The organism is Dokdonia sp. Hel_I_63 (assembly GCF_007827285.1).
Lineage (GTDB): Bacteria > Bacteroidota > Bacteroidia > Flavobacteriales > Flavobacteriaceae > Dokdonia.
Window position 1 is genome coordinate 1,123,181 of sequence record NZ_VISD01000001.1, and the last position, 20,727, is coordinate 1,143,907.

General features: G+C 36.1%; 20 protein-coding genes. 9 read left to right on the forward strand and 11 right to left on the reverse strand.

The genetic code is table 11. The annotated features are described in order from the left end of the window. Positions 1-54 precede the first annotated feature (54 nt). Positions 55-528, reverse strand: coding sequence for a hypothetical protein (locus tag JM84_RS04970; protein ID WP_013750152.1), 474 nt, complete (start codon positions 526-528; stop codon positions 55-57). 131 nt (positions 529-659) lie between these two features. Between JM84_RS04970 and JM84_RS04975 the strand changes: the two genes are divergently transcribed. Then, positions 660-1,622, forward strand: a complete 963-nt coding sequence (locus JM84_RS04975; protein WP_041295606.1) for a lipid A deacylase LpxR family protein — start codon at positions 660-662, stop codon at positions 1,620-1,622. Between the two features lie 100 nt (positions 1,623-1,722). On the opposite strand, the gene JM84_RS04980 is transcribed toward JM84_RS04975, so the two are convergent. The 7 genes from JM84_RS04980 to JM84_RS05010 all read right to left on the reverse strand — a co-directional run bounded on the left by JM84_RS04980 (position 1,723) and on the right by JM84_RS05010 (position 8,350). Continuing rightward, a complete protein-coding gene (locus tag JM84_RS04980) occupies positions 1,723-2,649 on the reverse strand; it encodes a DUF4240 domain-containing protein (protein ID WP_013750150.1) in 927 nt (308 codons plus the stop codon). A 72-nt stretch (positions 2,650-2,721) separates the two neighbouring features. Continuing rightward, on the reverse strand, positions 2,722-3,264 hold the full coding sequence (locus JM84_RS04985; protein WP_013750149.1) for a DinB family protein: 543 nt from the start codon (positions 3,262-3,264) through the stop codon (positions 2,722-2,724). 5 nt (positions 3,265-3,269) lie between these two features. Continuing rightward, the gene (locus tag JM84_RS04990; RefSeq protein WP_013750148.1) at positions 3,270-3,959 is read right to left on the reverse strand and encodes a GNAT family N-acetyltransferase; all 690 of its coding nucleotides are present in this window, start codon (positions 3,957-3,959) and stop codon (positions 3,270-3,272) included. 102 nt (positions 3,960-4,061) lie between these two features. Continuing rightward, positions 4,062-4,367 carry a dATP/dGTP pyrophosphohydrolase domain-containing protein gene (locus JM84_RS04995; protein WP_041295605.1) on the reverse strand — a complete coding sequence of 102 codons (306 nt, stop codon included), beginning with the start codon at positions 4,365-4,367 and terminating at the stop codon, positions 4,062-4,064. A gap of 21 nt (positions 4,368-4,388) precedes the next feature. After that, positions 4,389-5,117, reverse strand: coding sequence for a DUF4328 domain-containing protein (locus JM84_RS05000; protein ID WP_013750147.1), 729 nt, complete (start codon positions 5,115-5,117; stop codon positions 4,389-4,391). Positions 5,118-5,353: 236 nt separating this feature from the next. Beyond that, positions 5,354-6,988 carry a 4Fe-4S binding protein gene (locus JM84_RS05005; protein WP_013750146.1) on the reverse strand — a complete coding sequence of 545 codons (1,635 nt, stop codon included), beginning with the start codon at positions 6,986-6,988 and terminating at the stop codon, positions 5,354-5,356. A gap of 21 nt (positions 6,989-7,009) precedes the next feature. Further along, the gene (locus JM84_RS05010; protein ID WP_013750145.1) at positions 7,010-8,350 is read right to left on the reverse strand and encodes an NAD(P)/FAD-dependent oxidoreductase; all 1,341 of its coding nucleotides are present in this window, start codon (positions 8,348-8,350) and stop codon (positions 7,010-7,012) included. A gap of 356 nt (positions 8,351-8,706) precedes the next feature. Here JM84_RS05010 and JM84_RS05015 point away from each other — a divergent pair, with 356 nt between their 5' ends. The 5 genes from JM84_RS05015 to JM84_RS05035 all read left to right on the forward strand — a co-directional run bounded on the left by JM84_RS05015 (position 8,707) and on the right by JM84_RS05035 (position 14,412). Then, positions 8,707-9,429 (forward strand): DUF547 domain-containing protein, encoded by a 723-nt coding sequence (locus tag JM84_RS05015; RefSeq protein WP_013750144.1) that lies wholly within the window; start codon positions 8,707-8,709, stop codon positions 9,427-9,429. A gap of 185 nt (positions 9,430-9,614) precedes the next feature. Then, complete coding sequence (locus JM84_RS05020) at positions 9,615-10,505, forward strand: hypothetical protein (protein WP_013750143.1); 891 nt, start codon at positions 9,615-9,617, stop codon at positions 10,503-10,505. 218 nt (positions 10,506-10,723) lie between these two features. Continuing rightward, a complete protein-coding gene (locus tag JM84_RS05025; RefSeq protein WP_013750142.1) occupies positions 10,724-11,734 on the forward strand; it encodes a glycoside hydrolase family 113 in 1,011 nt (336 codons plus the stop codon). A gap of 129 nt (positions 11,735-11,863) precedes the next feature. After that, positions 11,864-13,090, forward strand: coding sequence for a POTRA domain-containing protein (locus tag JM84_RS05030; RefSeq protein WP_261375703.1), 1,227 nt, complete (start codon positions 11,864-11,866; stop codon positions 13,088-13,090). Between the two features lie 62 nt (positions 13,091-13,152). Continuing rightward, positions 13,153-14,412, forward strand: a complete 1,260-nt coding sequence (locus JM84_RS05035; protein WP_144783043.1) for an outer membrane protein assembly factor — start codon at positions 13,153-13,155, stop codon at positions 14,410-14,412. Positions 14,413-14,429: 17 nt separating this feature from the next. Here the strand turns inward: JM84_RS05035 and JM84_RS05040 are convergent, their stop codons facing one another. Next, positions 14,430-16,616, reverse strand: coding sequence for an ATP-binding protein (locus tag JM84_RS05040; RefSeq protein ID WP_186439101.1), 2,187 nt, complete (start codon positions 16,614-16,616; stop codon positions 14,430-14,432). A 224-nt stretch (positions 16,617-16,840) separates the two neighbouring features. Here JM84_RS05040 and JM84_RS05045 point away from each other — a divergent pair, with 224 nt between their 5' ends. The 3 genes from JM84_RS05045 (at position 16,841) to JM84_RS05055 (ending at position 19,088) form a co-directional block, all read left to right on the forward strand. Then, positions 16,841-16,996 carry a YqaE/Pmp3 family membrane protein gene (locus JM84_RS05045; protein WP_013750138.1) on the forward strand — a complete coding sequence of 52 codons (156 nt, stop codon included), beginning with the start codon at positions 16,841-16,843 and terminating at the stop codon, positions 16,994-16,996. Between the two features lie 221 nt (positions 16,997-17,217). Continuing rightward, positions 17,218-18,324: an acyloxyacyl hydrolase gene (locus JM84_RS05050; RefSeq protein ID WP_144783047.1), complete on the forward strand. Its 1,107-nt coding sequence runs from the start codon at positions 17,218-17,220 to the stop codon at positions 18,322-18,324. Between the two features lie 2 nt (positions 18,325-18,326). Then, positions 18,327-19,088, forward strand: a complete 762-nt coding sequence (locus JM84_RS05055; protein WP_041295604.1) for a head GIN domain-containing protein — start codon at positions 18,327-18,329, stop codon at positions 19,086-19,088. Between the two features lie 90 nt (positions 19,089-19,178). On the opposite strand, the gene JM84_RS05060 is transcribed toward JM84_RS05055, so the two are convergent. Continuing rightward, the gene (locus JM84_RS05060; RefSeq protein WP_144783049.1) at positions 19,179-19,778 is read right to left on the reverse strand and encodes a nitroreductase family protein; all 600 of its coding nucleotides are present in this window, start codon (positions 19,776-19,778) and stop codon (positions 19,179-19,181) included. Positions 19,779-19,973: 195 nt separating this feature from the next. Next, positions 19,974-20,684 carry a TIGR04283 family arsenosugar biosynthesis glycosyltransferase gene (locus tag JM84_RS05065; RefSeq protein WP_144783051.1) on the reverse strand — a complete coding sequence of 237 codons (711 nt, stop codon included), beginning with the start codon at positions 20,682-20,684 and terminating at the stop codon, positions 19,974-19,976. Between the last annotated feature and the right edge of the window lie 43 nt (positions 20,685-20,727).

Here is a 20,727-nt window from a genome sequence, read left to right on the forward strand (position 1 = left end):
AAAAAATCTCGATAGCAATATCGAGATTTTTTTTGCTTAAAGTGTAGCGGTAGATTACTTTACTTGGGCTCGCAATATTTTCTTTATAATCACCATCTGGCCAAAATGATAATGTGAGTGCTCTAGTAGGCCTACTAAGTTATGCTCATAACTGCCATATTTTTCCACTACAAAATCTTCTTTTAATTTCTCTTGAGGAAAATCTTTTGCTAGTTGTGCACAGCGATGTGTCGCCGCATAGAGTTGTTCTTTTTGTAATTGCCATGCTGCTTCCGTATTAATCAAGGGAACATTAAAACTTAAAGAATCCTTAGCAAGAAGTGGTTTGCCTTCTAGTACGTCTCCCACAGCATTTATGTAGTAGTGAATATGAAATACCAGCTGCGCTATACTATTGAGTCCATAGAGACTCGTGATGGCTTCATTTACAGAAACATCATCTAGATGTTGCGATAGATGTGATCCCGTCAGATTAGGCCCTGTAATGAGTTGCTGTAGGTGAACGCCTAGTAATTGTGAAGTAGTCATCTATGTAGTTTTATGACAAGATATTATTTATTACGCTTTCGCGAAAGCGTGCATGGTGATCATATCTTTTATGATATAAAATTTGGCTCTTATTTTGAAAACCTTGAATACAAGTTTCTCGTATACTTAGTATGAAGAATTTGTGTTATCTACTACTTATGTTATCGCTTTCAAGTCAGTATTCTTGGAGCCAAAAAATTGATAATACCACTTCTTATAGAGCAATAAACACAAATCACTATTTTAGATTTAGCTACGACAATGACTACTTTGCTGCAACAGATGAAAATTATACCCAAGGTTATAGTTTTGAATTGGTAGCACCATTCTTAGCGAAAAATCCTGTAAATAAGTTGTTTTATATACCTAAAAATATCGAGCGTCGCTATGGATTATCCATCGAGCATATAGGGTTTACACCTAATCATTATGAGCTCCCAGAAATACAAGTGGGTGACAGGCCATTTGCCGCAGCAATAATGCTAAAAAACTCCATGATTGCGGTAGATGCTTCTGCGAAAAGTATATTTAGTAGTGGTTTAAGTATTGGAATTATAGGTCCTGGAGCGTTTGGAGAAGAAATGCAGCGGGGCATTCATGAGGCTACGGGAAATAAAATTCCGCTAGGGTGGAAAAATCAAATTAAAAATGATCTCGTACTTAACTACGAAGTAGGATATGAAAAGCAACTTGTGCGATATGAAGATCTATTTTCGCTTCAAGCGAGTGCAAATGTAAAGGTAGGAACCCTTTTTACTAATGGATCACTAGGAGTAAATAGTACTGTGGGAATTATTAATAATTCATTTTCATCACTATCAGAGCGTAGCGGTTTCAAACTATATGCCTATGCCGCTCCTATGGTGAGCGTCATTGGTTATGACGCTACATTACAAGGAGGATTGATTAATCGCGATAGTCCATACACCATTGAGTCTGGAGATGTACAAAGAGTAACGGGACAGTTTGATTACGGAATTATTCTTAAAACAAAAACGCTCTATTTTGAATACACTCGCTCCGTAATCACAAAGGAATTTGCAACTGGTAGCTCTTATAAATGGGGAGGTATTAGGATAGGGTTTACGTTGTAAAAGCCTGTCTTGATTTACTAGAGGTTTTACTGCTGTTTGTAAATTACTTCGAGTTAACTAGATATTGTATGTTAATCGATTTTTCATTTCTGAACATGTATCAGCTACTAGAATTTTCCTCAAAAGCCATCCATAGTTTAGGATATTTATTCTTCAAATCATCTCCTTCTTCATTCCATTCATCACCAAAAATAATCATGTTTTGTCGAATTCCTATAGGCATATCTATTCCGGTCTTCTCTTCAAAGGCAACACTTGGTATATAACTTAAACCTTCCCAGTCACCATCATTAGCATCTTCAAGATTAGCTAGGCTTTCAATATCTTCAACTGCATTATCAAAGATTTGTTTTCCTCTGCCTATTAACCAACCTCTGAAGTCTGAGAAGCAATCATCAGAGCACCCTCCATTAATGATATATGCAGCTGCCCAAAAGTCCCAATTGTAAATGCTTCCTTTTAAAAATTTAAAGGTGTTATTAAAAGCAACAATTTCTGGAGGATTAAGAAGTAGTAATTCTTTTTTTAATTGCTCTTGCTGCTGTTCATAATCACCATGACTTTTAGTATTACTGTTTTCGATGATTTGCCAGAACTTATCTAATTGCATCTGTCTCTCGTATAAGCCGGGAGCTTGGGTAATGTTAGTTTTTTGAGATTCAAAAAAGGCCTTAAAACTTTTTGAAAAGCTGAAATGATAAACGGCCAATCCATAGACGAAAATCATTACTAAGAACGGCGTTTTATTTAGAAAATAAGTATCGGTTGTAATGAATCCAAAAATGGCCCCTAATATTCCAAAAGCAAATAGAATTATAGCAATAATCCTTGCCCAATTTTTTCCTTTATAAACCATGAGTAGCAGCCCAATAGTTAATAAGAAACGTATGAATTGTTGAAGGAGTTTCGTAGGTTCTATCTCTAATACACTCACATTGTAAAAATAAATAGTATGTATGGAGACAAGTAAAATACTTAATGAAATAAGCAGTGTTCTTTTCTTTCCAAGTTTAATTAAATCTTTCATTATTGAAATTTATTCGTGATGATTTCATTTTAAAAATATGGTAGTACCCTTTTAAATACGTTCTGTCTTACATTACTGATACAACATATACCGTGGTGGAACTAAGCCATTAAGGCGTAATGCAACTAGCATTTGTGCCCTGTGGTGCGTAATGTGATCGGTGAGGATAAGTAACACTTGGCGCTTTGTGCGTTGCAGATTGCCGTAAGCTACTGTGTCATTTAATTGGGTTGTATCAAGCCCTTGGATTAATTTGACGGTGTGTTCAAAAGTCTTGTTTACAGCAGCAATCATTTCCTCCTTAGTTTTGGAAGCAACTTTAAGTTCGCTATCTGTCTCCCAATTCCTTGCTGGACGACCATTTAAAAGTGATTCACTATGCCAATCCATCGCCCATGCGATGTGCATTAAGTTTTCTTCAAAACTACTAGAGGCTGGTGTCACTCTGTAGCTGTATTTCTCACGAGGCATTGCTTCTGCAACGCGATTGAGATATTCTTGGGAGTTTTCTAAACGCTGTATATAGTCGTTTATGAAATTAGTTTCTTGAGCATATAACAAGGTGTCGCTAGTACTAAAACATAAAATGATTGATAAGATAAAAAGTTGTCTCATAGTATTTACTCTTTTCTACAATATAACCACCAATTCATATCCCTAGTGACCTCAAATCCTAATCTTTTATATAATGGGATTGCAAGGTTTCCTTTATTGGTATGTAAAATGGGCGTTTTGTTTTCTCTTAAAATCTCTTGAGCGTTGTGAGCAATGAGCTGACTAGCTAGTTTTTGCTTGGTGTAATCAGGATGGGTGACTACGGAGCTTATTTCTACAAAGAGATTGGTTTGCATGCGTTGTCCGGCGATAGCAACTAGTTTACCATTTTTAATAACTCCATAGAAATTGCCCATTTCAAAACTGCGCTTTTGATAGAAGCCAGGCATTACTAACCATACGAGCTCATAAATCTCATCAATATAAGACTCATTCAATAATATGATCTCTTCTTTGATTGCAACGTCACTTAACTCTTTCAACACCATCTGACAGCCATCAATTTTTCTGTTTAGAACAATTTTTGTGTCATCTATTTGGGGTGTTTGGTTTTCTGAAACGAAGAAGAAATCTTTTCTGGTCTTTATATATTCCCTAGAAGCGCTTGCAGTCTTCGCCTCATCAAAGAAAGCCCCAAACGAACATACCGCGGGATTATAAAACAGAACGCCATCAAAAGTAACTGCAAACTTTTTATGCGTTTCACTTAAAGAATACCAGACAGGATTTTCTAGTTGTTGAGGTAGGGTTGTCATTGAGCTGAAGGAAGATTGAGTTTTATTAAAATTTTTACAGTTCTGTAGTCGTTTATAAAGTTGATTTCTTAGCCAAAAGTATACCTATAAGAAAGCTTAAAATTATGACTTTATATGTGAATAGCTATTGTTTGAATTCTTCTTCCAAGTTCGCTTCATATTGACGGCAAGCTTCTCTTCATAGGCAATCATGACATCTTCTACACTTATTCCCATTCTAGCTGCTACGTCAAATATGCACATGATAGCATCTGCATATTCGACTGGGTTTTTAATGTCATTGGTAATATCGTCTTCTATTTCTTTTATCTCTTCCTTAGCTTTTTGAAGCGATCCCATTGGGGTTGCTTCAGTAAATGTTCTAAGAGACCATTCTAGTCTTTTCTTTTCTAACGCGATGATATCCATGATTTAGTTGAGTTATGCTATCTACAAAATAGATTTTTGTTTTTCTAAACTTGATATTTTCTCTTCTTTGGACGAATAGTTTTTGATAATAGTTACGGTCACGATAGCTAGGGGTATTCCTAATATTGACATGACCATGTCTGCAATAGTACTACTCATTAAAGTCTCAATAGTCTGTTCTTTAAAGATACTCTTAAGTACATAATTACCTATATAGTTAGATACAATCCATAATGTCCACCAAATTCCGATAACTGTAGTATTGCTGTCTAAGTAGTTAGAATCTTCAGCTTTTATTAAACGTGTTGTTTTTTCCCACATTTCCTTCATTATCTGATACGGACGATACAATGAAATTATAGGTACAAACCAACTACCTGCAGCCCATCCATCTGTGTGGTTTGTTTTTGCTCTGATATTCAGGTTGTAGTAGGCTCTTCTAAACCATTGAATAAAAGTTACTGTAGATGTTATAAATATGATTGTGTAAAGAATGGCTATAATTTGTTCTCTAGTGTCGTTTGCATTTAGTGCTTGCTCGGTAACAAACTCATCGTTTTGTATTGACTGTAAGATGTTATACTGTAAATATGATGATACAATTGAGAAGATGTCAAGAACCATAACTAGCCAGACTAATATCTGAGCAATTTTTGCTCTTTTCAGATTTGGCTTTATGGCGTTGACATTATAAGTTATCCCTGTTTTAATTGGGTTATTGTTAGTGTTTTCTAGGTTTGAATTTTCCAATGGATTAGCCGTTTTTTTAAGGTTATATATTTGTATTTGGTATGTAGCCACCGAAAATACAAAAGCTTAGCGCTTTGTTTTTACGGATTCCCATATAATCATGCTTTTTTTGAAATAAAGTTCATATCACCTTATCAGAAGCAAGCTTTAATACACAGTTTAAAACCCAAAAACCACCACAGTTTCCTGAGGTGGTTTTTGAAATATCACATTTTCGCGAAAGCGTAATAAAATAGTTACGCTACATCTTGATCATTATTTACATAGTCCATAAGGTCTACGTCATTACCTAGTAATACTTGAGTAGGGTTGATACGACCTGCTTCTGGTCCGTTTTCTAACTTAAGTACGCCACGAGGACATACTGCGCTACATACACCACAACCTACACAGCTAGAACGTACGATGTTTTCTCCTTTCTGAGCATATGCACGTACATCAATTCCTTGCTCACAATAGGTAGAACAGTTACCACAAGAGATACATTGCCCTCCGTTTGTAGTAATTCTAAAACGAGATTTAAAACGTTGTACAAACCCTAAGTAGGCTGCTAGCGGGCATCCAAAACGACACCATACACGGTTACCAAAAATAGGGTAGAATCCAGTCCCGATTACTCCTGCAAACCAAGCACCTATCAGGAAGCTATAGGTGTCTTTTATCCACTGCGAGTTGATTCCTAAAAAAGCTTCTGCACCGGTAAAGTAACAGTATAATGTGACGAGTGTCATCACTAGTGAAAACACGAGTACCGAGTGTATGAGCCAGCGCTCAAGCTTCCAAGCTTTCATCGTTTTATTAGAATGCTGGCGGTAGGGATCACCAAGAGTTTCGGCAAGGCCACCACAACCACAAACCCAGCTACAGTACCATCTTTTTCCAAAGAAGTATACCATTACCGGTACAATAACGAGTGTAAGTACAACACCCCATACGAGGATGAAAATACCTAGGCCACCACTTTCTGTAAGTGTTTCTAGATTCCACTCAAAAAAGAAATCATAGTCAAGTGGGAATGCATTTTTAAAATCATATCCTGGCTTTCCTAAGCTAGACATGATCTCTGGAATAAGGAAGGCAAATACTATTTGGAAGAATAATACAGAGGTAGTACGTACAATCTGGTATTTATTGTGACGGTACTTTATATACATACGCATAGCCATCGTGAGCATGATGGTACAGTACAAGAAACCGTACACAAACCACTGGCTGGCATCTCCACCATTAAGCGCATTACTGATAGGGTCGAGTATAAATGTCCAGTTTACTACATAGTCTGCATTAAAATAAAGCACTAGGTAAAATAGCACGAGGTATATGAGTACTAGCCATGCAATCCAGCCGCGGTTTGTAGCTGCGTCGTGGTAGATGTGGTCGTTTTTAATTCCTGGTTTACCTAATAAAACAAGGTTAGGAAAAATAAACATAAGTGCTCCTAAGATGCTAAGTCCAAAAGTTAAGAACCACATGAGCCCTTTATTTTCAACGATGAAGCCTGTTCCTGCTTTTTTGGCTAGGGAGAAGCTAAAGGCTTGAAAGTCTTTATCATTAATGCGATACTGGTATTGTTCTCCTTTTTTATCCCATTCCTTTGCAGCGTCATATTTGGCTATTTGAGTATCATAATAGGTATTATTTTCGGCAAGGGCATTACGTATGGCACCTGTAAAGGCAAAGGTGCCTAGGGTTTTGCCCACTACGTCTTCTGTTATTTTTTTAGTAATGAGTTCGCTTTTAATTCCTTTTTCAGAAACAAAAGCGTCTAGTTGATCTTGTTGTAATGTAAAGCCTCCCATAAACACAGAAGCAGTCCATATTGCTAGTCCGGTAAGAAAGATAACCAGGCCTAAGTTTTTAATAATTTTCATAAATGTAAGTCGTTAGGTAGGTTATGCAAAGATTCTTTTCCAGCTCTTTTTCTTAGGAGCGAGAGAAGTTCCGTATTGTTTGTTGTACTCAGCTAGGATTTCTTTTTCGTAATGCGTGTAGAGCTCCGGATCAAAGTTGGCATCCTTAAGATGCTCTAGTACATAGTCTGTAGTTTGCCCTTCGGTAAGCCAGCGGTCAAAGAGTTCATGACGCAGCCTAATCCCAAAATTATTTATTCCTATAAACTTACGAGTACCTTCTTGCATCTCGATAGTGATACATTTATTATCATCCTTATGCATCCAGTGAAAGTGCGTATTACCTTCTTTAGGTTTTGAGAAAACCCAACCATACGTCTGGTACTCTATATCCATAAATTTTGCACTGTTAAACCAGTGACCAGGGTTATATGCTGTAGGTTTTCCAGTAAGTGTCTGAGCAAGTGCCTCGCCCATCATTCTACCAGTATACCAGACAGCCTCAATCGGTCTGCGACCATTTATACCCTCGTGTTGCTCTGCACAATCACCTATGGCATAAATATCTTTTATATTAGTCTCTAGCATAGGATTGACCTTGATACCTCGTCCTATCTCAATACCGCTATCTTTTAAGAAAGCCACATTAGGAGACACACCAGCGGTAAGCCCTACAACGTTACAAGCAATCTCTTCGCCAGTCTCTTTTATAGTTATAGCGCGCACTTTACCATGATCATCTGCTAGAATACTGTCTAGATTAAAACCTAATCGTAAATCTACATGATGACTTTTTATGTGACGATTGAGCATCTGGCTTTCACCTAAAGGGAGCACTCCGTTCCAGAAGTTATTCTCGCGAACTAAAAAAGTCACAGGGATGTCACGAGTGAGTAACATCTCTACCATCTCAATACCTATAAGACCTCCACCTACTACCACAGCACGTTTACACGTTTTGTTATCTGGAGCATTTGCTTCTAGTTTATCTAAATCTTGTTTTGAATACAACCCTTGTACACCATCGAGATCTTGTCCTGGCCAGCCAAATTTATTAGGTTTTGACCCCACAGCAAGCACGAGTTTATCATAACTCATTTTTTCACCACCAGAGAGTAATAATTGCTTATTCTCGTGATCTACTGTCTCTACAAAAGCGCGTTTGAGATCAATACGGTTTTTCTTCCAGAAGTAATCTTCATACGGTTTTGTGTGCTCATATTTCATATGTCCCATATAGATATACATAAGCGCTGTGCGAGAAAAGAAGTGATCCGTTTCGGCAGAAATGATGGTGATCTTTTTGTCAGAAGCTTTGCGGATGTGACGGGCGGTTGTAACGCCAGAAATCCCGTTGCCTATAATGACGATATGTTCTTGCATAGAGGTTGGTTTTATATAGTTTTCACCTAAGTAAAAATTAAGAAATGTATGGTTGTTGTTGTACCGCTTTCGCGAAAAAATCTTTTTGTTACCCTTTCGCGAAAGCAAAATATATAGTAGTCTAAACAAGCATTTTAAAACTTGTTTCTATGAGATAACATATCCTTGGGTCGTTTTAAAGATAACAAACTTAACGGGATGCTGTCTATTTAGAATTTATCTAAATGCATAAAGTGCTGTAAGGAAAATTTGATGCTCATTATGGAGCGTTACGGACTACATATTTTAAATTTTTAATGATCTGGTTGTAAGTCTCTTTATTTGAGCTCGACCGATTGTGCAGAAAAAGTTTACTTATGAAATCAATTACCAACCTCGCACTACTTCTTGTAATCACCTTGTCAAGTGTGTATATCCAAGCTCAAGATACTACATCATTTTTTGCTGATGCAGATACTTTTTTTAAGGCAAACGTAAAAAATGGGCTAGTGAATTATGCCGCTGTAAAGGCAAACCCGCAAGCGCTAGATGAGCTATTAGAAAATGCAGCATCTATATCTGTAAGCACATCTGATGCGGCAACGTATCAATCGTTTTGGATTAACGCATACAATCTAGCAGTAATAAAAGGAATCACAGAGAAGTATCCAGTAAAGCAACCACTATCTATAAAAGGTTTCTTTGATAAAAACACCTTCAAGTTAGGCGGGACAAATATCACTTTAAATGATATAGAAAATAAGAAGTTAAGAGCACAATTTCCAGGTGAACCTCTTTTTCACTTTGTGCTAGTATGTGCAGGACTAGGATGTCCACCTATCATCAATGAGGCATATACACCAGCCAAATTAAAATCACAATTACAACGCCAGACTACGCTTGCTGTAAATAATCCTAACTTCATTAAAGTGAAAGGAAATAAGGTGCAGATTTCTCAAATATTTGAATGGTATAAAGAAGACTTCGTACGTAATGGTACAGAGATAGATTTTTTAAATAAATACCGAAAAGAGCCTATTTCTAGTGATGCAAAGCTTTCATACTATCCATATGATTGGACGCTTAATGATTTTAAATAGTAGTTTCTACAATATTATAGTAATTATAAATTACTAGCTAAACTCCATTAAAATTTACCTATTACAACTACTCGATACCTGTCGAGGTAGATAACTATTGACTTAAAAAGCCGTTCTTACCAGATAGTATTAAACCCTAGCCATCTGGTGTGTGACGCACAAATAAATAACTAAAAACAACTACAATGAAAAAAACAATCCTACTAGTCGCTTTAATGCTTATTGCAGCAACATCTTTTGCACAAGATGATACAGAAAACCTTGAAGACGGAGGCTCTGTAATACAGACACTCACACCTTCTAAACTTATCTCAAAAGGAAAATTTGACATCAAATGGTTTAATAATCTTTACACAGAAACAAAAGATACTTTTGGCGAAAATGGTGAAGATCGTGATATCCCAAGAAATAATTTCTTTACATCAACACTTGAAGTGTACACTGGTGTTTCAAATAATAACAGAGTAAATGTAGGATTGATTCTAGAGGCTAGATCCAGCACTATAGGAGGTCGCGATGCTTTTGATGTTTTTAAATTTGATGGTGAGCGAGGCACTGCTCGTAGCGGTCTTACTTCTATAGCACCATCTGTAAAGTTTGTTCCGTTTAGTAAAGTAAATAATTTCTCTATCCAGAGTTCGTTTTTTATTCCTCTAGTGGATAATGAGACAGAAGAAGGTGTTTTTCTTGATCAAAAAGGATTTACATGGCAAAACAGATTTTTCTTTGACCACACTTTTGCAGGAGGAGACTGGCAACTATTTGCAGATTTGAATTCTGAGCTCAACTTTGGAGATGATGAGGATAGTTTTGCAAATGATAGTTTGCGTCTTACACCAGGGTTGTTTTTAAGTTATTTCCCAAGTTCAAAATTTACAGTATTAGGGCTTGTACAGCACTCACAACTTCTTGACCTAGGAAACGAATTCTCACAAGACTTTACAGCTGTAGGTGGTGGAGCAAAATATCAACTTACAGATGCTCTCAACCTTGAGGCATTATATACAAACTTTGTAAGAGGAAACGATACTGGATTAGGGCAGACTTTTAACCTAGGGTTGAGAGCTGTTTTTTAACATATAGCTAGAGCGCTTAGGTTCCCCTAATCTAAGCTCTTTACGAGTGCAATGTATATTCATATACCTTAACTACAATGAGTATACAGCACACTATGATAGACCTTGAGAGCTACCCAGTTCTTAAGGTCTTATTGCTTTTAAGATCTTTCGTTATAACTCATATACTTTTCAAATTTTAATCATAAACACATATCTTTAAATCAAAGAATAAGTAGATGAAAAATATTATAGGATGTTTCTTTTTATTGATTTGTCTACAAGCGTGTACTGCTCAAAAAACAGAAGAAAAGAAAATCAATGGGGTGAGTTTTGTTGCAAATCGTAATCCGGTAGATAGCACTCATGTAAGCCCTGTACAACTTGTAAATGCAAACTATGCTGCGGTAATGCCGTTTGGGTTTGTGCCACAAAAAGATAAACCACAAATTATATACAATACAGACAGGCAGTGGTATGGCGAGACCAGGGAAGGAGGTCGCAACTATGTGTCAGAATTGCACAAAGCAGGTATTGAGGTGATGGTAAAACCACAGATATGGATACGCAATGGCGAGTTTACTGGGTACCTTAAAATGGAGACAGAAGCAGAGTGGTTAGCACTAGAAACCTCATACCGCAACTTTATAATTGATTATGCCACACTAGCTCAAGAAGAAGGAGCAACCATCTTTTGCATAGGTACAGAGTTAGAACAATTTGTAACAAACAGACCAGATTTTTGGACGCAACTTATTATTGATATAAGAGAGGTGTACAATGGTAAACTTACCTATGCAGCAAACTGGGATGAGTATAAGAAAACTCCATTTTGGAGTCAGCTAGACTACATAGGTATTGATGCTTATTTTCCTGTTTGTGATGATCAAACACCATCTGTGGAGTGTGTTACAGCAGGATGGCAACTATGGAAGGAGGAGATGTCCGCTTTCGCGAAAGCGGAAAACCGCAAAGTGATTTTCACAGAATTTGGGTACCGCTCTGTAGATTATACAGGCAAAGAACCTTGGAAGGCAGATAGATCTATGACCACCGTAAATCTTGAAGGACAGGCACAAGCGACGCAAGCTCTCTTTGATACAGTATGGGATGAAGAGTGGATGGCAGGAGGATTTATATGGAAGTGGTTCATTAAACATGATGAGGTAGGAGGTCCAGAAAACAACCAGTTTACACCCCAAAATAAACCAGCCGAAGCTGTAATAAGACAGCATTATGGTAAGTATTAAATAAGATGCTCATCATTTATTTAAGTAAATAATGGCGTGTTGCGCAATGATTGTGCATTACTTTCGACCAACGTTTTTAATATAGCTATAGCCTTTATGAAATATTTCTCCCTCGTCTGCGCTCTGTTGATGACTTCATTTCTTTTTTCACAAGAACCTATTATAGAAGAAATTACTTTTGAAGGATTAAAACGTGTAGATGAATCTTTATTGAGAAGGCTTATTAAAGTAAAATCACAAACGGCATATGACTCTCTTAAAGTAGCAACAGATATTGAGCGTTTAAATAGACTACCAGCCATTGCAAATGCTACAGTTGTTCAAACTAAACTTACAGACAGCACGTACAAACTCACCTATAAAATTGTCGAAAATTTTACCATCATCCCGGGATTACGCATCTCGGAAGCAAATGATGGTAGTTTTGCTTTTCGCGTAAGCGCATTCGAATTTAATTTCCTTGGTCAAAGTCAGATTCTTGGTGGCTTTTATCAACGGGATGTTTTTGACTCCTATGGAGCCTACTGGGAAGCGCCTTTCTTAATTACTAACAAATTGGGGTTAGGTGTCAACTATATTAAAAATGTAACTTTTGAACCTATTTACCTAGATCAGGCTCCTATAAACTACCAGAAAGATGATGTGGGTGCAGAGGTTTATGGGTTGTATGAAATAGATTTTCATAATAAAGCAGAGTTAGGAGTGAGAGTGTATAAAGAATCTTACGACATTGATGATACGGAGGTGCAAAGTGTACTGCCAGCAAGACTTGATGCAAATAAAGTTTCTCTACGCGGAGAGTATGAGACTAATTTTTTAAACATTACGTATCAATATGTAGAGGGAGTGCGCAATCTCCTTGATGTGCGATATATTCTAGGTGATGATGGACTCTTAGAGGAAGGGCTAGTAGCACAAAACGCAACAGCATATTTTAAAAAAGTAGGAACAAAGGGTAACTGGGCTAGTAGACTACAGCTAGGATATGCTTCTTATTATGAATCTGAGTTTGCTCCTTTTACGGTTGATAATCAGTTTAATCTTAGAGGTGCAGGAAATGATATTGATAGAGGTACATCCTTTGTTTTTGTAAATACAGAATATAGACACACGCTTATAGAAAAGGACTGGTTTGTCCTTCAAGGAAATGCTTTTGTAGATGCTGGATCAATACGAAGTCCAAGAGAAGGATTTGATGATCTAGCGAGTATCAAAAATGTGGAGTTGTACTCTGGTCTTGGAGTGCGTTTTATTCATAAACGTATTTTTAACGCTGTCATTAGGTTAGACTATGGAGTAGGACTGGGAGCTACTCAAAATCGCGGACTTGTATTCGGGATAGGGCAGTATTTTTAATGTAAGAGAATTTGTAGATTATGAGATAATCTAATTATAAAGCATAGTAAATCCTACAGTACATGAAATACTTTTGGTTATACATTCTACTCATGCTGTATTGCTCTATGGGTAATGCCCAAGAAGGCATTGTGGAGGATTTTACTATTCATGGCAATAAAAAACTTAAGACCTCTTTTATTAAATTAATTAGTGATTTGCGTGTAGATAGTCCTTTAGATTCTACATTACTAGAGGTAGATATTATAAGACTCAAAAGATTGCCAGCAGTACGGCACGCATATTATCAAGTGATTCCTTCATATGATAATTATGAAGTTCGCTATTATATTGAAGAGAATATAACGATAAACCCTCAACTGAATATTTATACTACAAATGATGATGAATTTGCTTTTAGAATAGGCTTATACGAGTTCAATACCTTAGGGAGGAATATAGCCTTTGGAGGATTTTATCAACGAGATATTTTTAATTCTTATGGTGTGAATCTTAGAGCTCCTTTTTTATTTAATAATAAGCTAGGAGTTGCGATAAATGCGCAGCGATTAACTACACAAGAGCCTGTTTTTCTAGACGAAGGTACCGCAGATTATAAGTACAGTAACACCTCTTTTGAAGTATTAGGATTATATGCCATAAACTTTAAGCATCGGGTAGAGGCAGGTGTAAATTTATTTAATGAAAAATATGAATACCTAGCTGGTGCGACTTCTGCAGGGGTTCCTCAAGAATTTAATGTAGACAAGATTCTCATAAAAGGTATCTATGAATATAACGCACTAGATTACTATTACCAGTATATATCTGGTTTTAAGAGCACATTTAATGTGCAGCATGTGATGGCAAATGATCGCAGATTACCCGATTTTACAATCTGGTGGAATGACTTTCAATATTTTACTAGAGTAGGTGATAAGGGTAACTGGTCAAACAGATTACGAGTAGGTCTAGCATCTAATGCAGACTCACCATTTGCACCATTTTCTGTAGATAATAATTTAAATATTAGAGGAGTAGGGAATACGATAGATCGTGGTACAGGAGTAATTGTAATAAACACAGAGTATAGATATGCACTGGTTGATAAAGAATCATTTGTATTACAAGGTAATGTGTTTGTAGATGCTGGATCTTGGAGAAATCCAGGTGGAGATTTTGATGACTTTGGAGATGATCAAAACCTTAGAGTGTATCCCGGACTAGGATTGCGTTTTACTCACAAAAAGATTTTTAATGCAACTTTTAGGATTGATTATGGATATGGAATAACCCCAAACTCCACTAGCGGATTCGTATTTGGAGTAGGGCAATATTTTTAATCAAGAGTGAATAACTATTAAACCTGTAGCTGACTATTAGCAGTAGGTTGTCCAGTATTTAAATGCTGTAAATTGCGCAAGATAGTACGCTTAAAAATGGTGATATCATAAGGCTTAACGATAATATCTGTAAGTCCAGCATTGTAGATTTTATAACGCATTTCCTTTACCTCTACAGCTGTAAGCGCTATGATAGGGATTTTTTTATCAAAGAGTCTTATCTCTTTAGTAGCTTCTAATCCGTCTTTTACTGGCATATTAATATCCATAAGGATAAGGTCATATTCATTATCTCTAGCGCATTCTACAGCTTCTTGACCATTATTTGCAATGCTGCAAGTAACTTCTAGTTTCTGTAGTATCTTCTTTGTCACTATTTGATTAATACGGTTATCATCTACAATAAGGATGCGCTTATTTTTGAGTTGTTTGTCATCTATAATAACTATGGGGTCTACAATTAATGATTCATTTGACATCTCAAAGTCTAGCGTAAAGAAAAATGTAGAACCTTTTCCCACCTTACTTGATAAGTGTATTTCAGCTCCAGAAAGTGCTAGTAGCTTTTGTACAATAGGCAGTCCTAATCCAGTACCTTGATATGTGTAGTGTCTTGAGCTTACTTGAGAAAATTCATCAAATATACTTTGTTGTTTTTCTTCAGGAATCCCTATACCCGTATCTTGGATTGTAAAGTGAATACTAGCCTTTTGATCATTAAGACCAGACGCTTCAAGTAATATATAGATGTCCCCATTTTCTGTAAACTTACATGCATTTCCCACTAAGTTCATTAGTATTTGAGAAAGCCTAGTAGCATCACCCTTTACAAATTCTGGAACGTTGTCATCAATGTTAATGTGAATGTTGTTCTTGTTTTGCTGGCGCATGTATTCAAAAGAAGAAACGATGTTCTTAATAAAATCTCTTGTATTAAAAACTTCATTATTTTCTATAACTGTATTAGAATCAATTTTATTGATTTGTAGTACATCATTTATGAGCGCAAGCAGGTAGTCTGCCGAGAATTTGAGAGACTTAAGATCTTGTTGATGAGATTTTAATTTTGGGTCATCCATCAGGATAGTACTGAGCCCTATAACACCATAGAGAGGAGTTCTTAACTCATGGCTCACCGTTGAGAAAAAGGCCGTCTTAGCTTTTGTAGACTGTTCAGATTCATTCTTTGCCGTAAGATATTCTATGTTCTTTTCAGTCAGGCTTTTCACATAATCTTTCTTACTTCTATACATTCTATAGAGTAGGATTAAGAGCAGAATACTTGATGCGGTAACAACAATTAGAAATTTATTCCAGTTTATCTGGCTTCTTACGATTTCTGCCTGAAGCCTGTTTTTTAATTCATTTCTCTCAATATTCTTTTTGTATTCGGCTACTTGAAAGTTTGCTGCTATTTTTTGAGATTCTTCATTCTGATATTCATCTGTAGTTTCCTCATATAAATTTTGATATTTCACTCCATACTCATAAGCTTCCTTGTACCTCTTTTGACCATAAAGGCTCAAACTATAACTGAGGTAGCTATCTGCAAGTTCAAAGCTAGAAGATTGCAATAAGGTGTCTTTAAAAATCTTTGATAAATGATAATCTACTTTCTTGTAATTTTTCTCATGTAAATAGTAAATGGCCCATTGATTTTCAAGGTTTGCTTTCAGCCCATTTGATAGGTGGTCTTTAAGTTGATCTGCCTTCGTTAGGTACTTTAATGATTTATCAAATCGCTCATGTTCTTGTAGCGTAAGTACTGCGTTTAGATAAGCATTACTTAAGTTAACTGAATCTTTTAATTCTCTGAAAACTATAATAGACTTGTCGTGATATTGAAGAGCTCTATCAAGGGAGTTCTCCGAGTAACCATAAAGATTTGCAAGATCCATATAGGTCAAACCTAAGCCTAGGCTATCTTGAGCAAGGCTAGCATATTCTTGAGACCGCTCAAAGCTTTCTCTAGCTTGTATGGTGTCTTGTAAGATTAAATAGTCATATCCTAAATATCGGAAGCCACTTTGCAAATAGCCAGTATCATTTATTTTTTTTGCTTCTTCAATAATTCTAATATTAAGCTCAAGCGATTTACTGTAGTTGTTAGCCTCGTAATAGATGGCAGAAGAGTCCAAGAGACGCTTTAATCTTTCTTTTATTTTCAAGCTATCAACCTGTGCAGTTCCTATAGAACTAAACATAATTAGTATTAAAAAAAAAGTAATTCTCTTCATTTCAGTGGCTTAATCTATGACAATATACAAAACATTAATAAAAACGGTATTTAATCGTTTGATTCGATATCAATGTTAGGAAAAATCCTACAAATTAGCTTTGATTAGTTAAGACTATCTCAATTAATAATGACTTAACGTTCTCAAACACTGATGCTCGATATATTTGTGACTAACTAAAACCAAAAACAATGTCAATTCTAACCATCATTTTAAATATCATATTTCCACCACTTGCGGTTGCTCTAAACAAAGGCGTAGGTAAGGATTTAATCATAAATATTATCCTTACAATTCTAGGTATAATTCCAGGTATAATCCATGCCTTTTATGTTAATAGTAAATAATTGAATATCAATATATAGTAGGGATGCATGAAAGTGCATCCCTTTTTTTTATAGCAGTTCCTCTCTATAAATTGACTAATAAAGTATTTATTTATACTACGCTTTCGCGAAAGCGTAACTATCCATCCCATTTAGGTTTTCCATTATTAGATAATTAGAATAAAAAGCAAACCTGCACGTTCAAATTTTCGTAAGTTCACAAACACTAACCAGTGACTCTTATGAATTACTTGCGCCAGCTAGGAATTGCGTTTTCTTGTATACTAACCATCACGATATATGCACAAGAGGAAAAAGTGCGTCCTTTTGACCTCGAGGCAGATTTTTTTTATGGTACGCTCTTAGAGCATAATCCAGATATATCTCATCTTATAACAGAGCATCCGCAGGGAATAATGCTTGCCTATAACCGAAAGACTTACGGGTATGAAGTATGGGAGCGACGTTATAATTTTCCAGATGTGGGTTACACTTTTGTGTATCAAGACATGAAAAATGAAAATCTAGGGGAATTATATAGTGCTTATGCGCATTATAACTTTTACTACTGGAAGCGTAGATTGCAGTTTAGAATAGGGCAAGGAGTTGCAATTGCCACAAACCCATATGATAGAGAGACTAACTTTATAAATAATGCGTACGGTACCACTGTGTTGAGTAGTACCATGCTCAAATTTGGTTTCAAACAGGATAATATCTTCAAAAATATAGGAGTACACGCAGGGGTTACCATTATACACTACAGTAACGCAAACCTCAAAGCGCCTAATAACTCCACAAATACATGGGCATTTACTGCGGGGATTAATTATTTTCCAAAAGCAAATGAGTTTCCGGATTACATCCCACTAGGAGAAAAAACAGCATACTCAGAGCCTATACATTATAATCTAGTAGTGAGTGGTGGTGCAAATCAAAGTGATATAAATAATTCTCCACGATATGGCTTCTTAACGCTTACGGCATTTGCAGATAAGCGTATAAATCATAAGTCTAGTTTTACCGCTGGAGTAGATGCCTTCTTTGCAAAGTTTTTAAAAGAGCTCATTCGTTATGAGTCTGTCGCTTTTCCAGATGGTGAAGTTACAGGTGATGAAGACTGGAAACGTTTTGGAGTTTTTATAGGGCATGAGTTGCATTTTAACGAGCTCTCGTTTGTCTCTCAGTTAGGCTACTATGTGTACTACCCTTACGATTTTGAAGGAAGGTTTTATAATCGATTGGGCCTCAAAAGAACTTTTGGAGAGCACTTTTCTGGAAGTATGGTCGTAAAAGCACATGGAGCAAAAGCAGAGGCGGTTGAATTTGGACTAGGATATAGATTTTAAAGATGAAAAATAAATATTTAATAGTAGTGTTGTTGCCAGTTATGATGTGGTTTGCATCATGTGATACTGAGGATACATTATCATGTCTCAAAACAAGCGGATCCATAATCACTGAGGAATATGACCTAGCCAGCTTTGATAGTATCATAGTTTTTGAACGTGTGCAATTAATTGTAAAAGATGCTCCAGAGATATCAGTACTACTAGAAACTGGAGAAAACCTGCTAGAAGATTTTGAGGTTTATGTCGAGGATAATACGCTCATTGTAAAAAATAATGCTTCATGTAATCTCGTGAGAGATTATGATACTTCTATATTACGGGTGTCACACCCAAACCTTAGCCAAATTAGAAATAGTAGCGGCAGCACAGTTTTAGGAGATGGAGTAATAGGTTGGAATACTCTGCGCCTAGTGTCTGATGACCTTATTGAGGAAGACTTTTATCATAAAGATGGTGATTTTGATATGGAGCTAGACTCAGAAGATGTGTTACTTCAATGTAATGGGTTATCTAATTTTTTTATACGAGGTGCTGTGACTAATCTAGACATTAACTTGCTGGAAGGTGATAGTAGATTGCCACTACAGGATTTAGCTGTGCAAAATGTTACTATTTTCCATAGGGGTACAAATGATGTATTGATCTCTCCCCAATTATCAATTACAGGAGAACTTAGAAGTACGGGTAATTTGATATTGAATAACACGCCACCTATTGTAGATGTGGAAGCATTTTTTACAGGAGAAGTTATTTTTGATTAGTCCTGTACTTCAGATATAGACTATAAAAAAGGAGTCACTTATTTAAAGTGACTCCTTTTTTAATGATACTCATGTATTAATCCTAGTGTGTTAGATACTTTCTACTACCTTCTCTAAAGCTATTCTTGACTTTGGTTTTTTACTTGGTTGATTAAAGTCATCCTCATCGCGATATCCTATTGCGACAGCTACTAGCGTTGCATAGCCTTTATTATCTAATATATTATCGTAATTTTCTGGCTCTATACCTTCCATTGGGGTTGCATCAATATTCATTGCAGCACAGGCGCTTAATAATACTCCTAGCGATAAATACACTTGCTTGTCAAACCATGCCTTGATTTCTTGCTCAGGTAACGGTTTTAGGTATTCTTTATAGTAATCTACTGCACCTTGAGGTAGTTCTTCTTCTATTTGTTTTTCAAAAGCTGCTAGATCATTAATCCTGCTAAAAACAACTACAGTATCACTATCGGTGACTTTCTCGGTATTAATCCACGATACTTTAGAAAGTTTTTCTTTAGTAGCTTCGTTAGAAACAAAGGTGAATTTCCATGGCTGGCTATTGATGGAAGATGGACTTAAGCGAAGTATTTCCTTAAGCTCATCTATATGTTTACTATCTATATTTTTTGATGCGTTATACTTCTTTGTAGTATAACGTTCTTGCATTGCATTTATAAAACTCATATCAATTGTTTTTAAACCATATTAGGTATATGAGTAAAATTAAGTATCGCAATGTTGCATTGCAATAACTGCCTCAATAGATAGTACTATTTTAAGAGAACTTTGTGCGTTTAGCTATATTAATAGAGTTCAATTAAGAATTGATCGAGCTTTGGATTTTCTAAAGGAAGATGTTCGGGTTTATTCTTTTACAGATTAAGAAATTTTCTTGAGATAATATTTATGCAAATCTTCTGCACTTGCACCAAAACATTTACGCACATAAATATTCCAGAAGTAAAATTGTAGTTTCCATACTCCATTTTCATCATAACGTCTTGCAGAGGTAGTTAGCCACTCTTGAATCACCACAAATTTACGTTTGGCATATAACTTATTAATAAGGTCGTTATCTTCATAAATAATATAACGCTCGTCAAAAGTGCCGAGCTCCTTAAATAAATCAGCAGTAATAAACTGACTTTGATCTCCTCCTCTACAAGCTCTCCACTTAAATTGTGTAAGCCACCCAGCGAGTCTTAACCACCAGTGACTAGAGTCAAATTTCATTTTAAAACATCCAGCAGGGTTACCAGTAGATACTTGTTCAATGATATGCCTATCATAGTCTTGTGGCGGGTAGGAGTCTGCATGTAAAAAGTAAAGAATTGAACTTGTGGCGATGGCCGCTCCAGTATTCATTTGTTTTGCTCTGCCCTTTTCAGATTTTATCAGTGTAATCTCAGGATTCCAATCGCTATAGCCGCTTACAAGATGGTAAGTGTCATCCTTGCTACCTCCATCTACTACAATTATTTGCTTTACATAATCGCATGAAAAAGCCTTCTCTTTCAAGTGTACTAGTAATTTAATAATCGTTTCAGATTCATTAAGTACTGGTATGACAATCGAAATAGAAGGCTTCATTAAATAATTTATGGTTGCCAAATCTACGGAAAAAGAGTAAAGA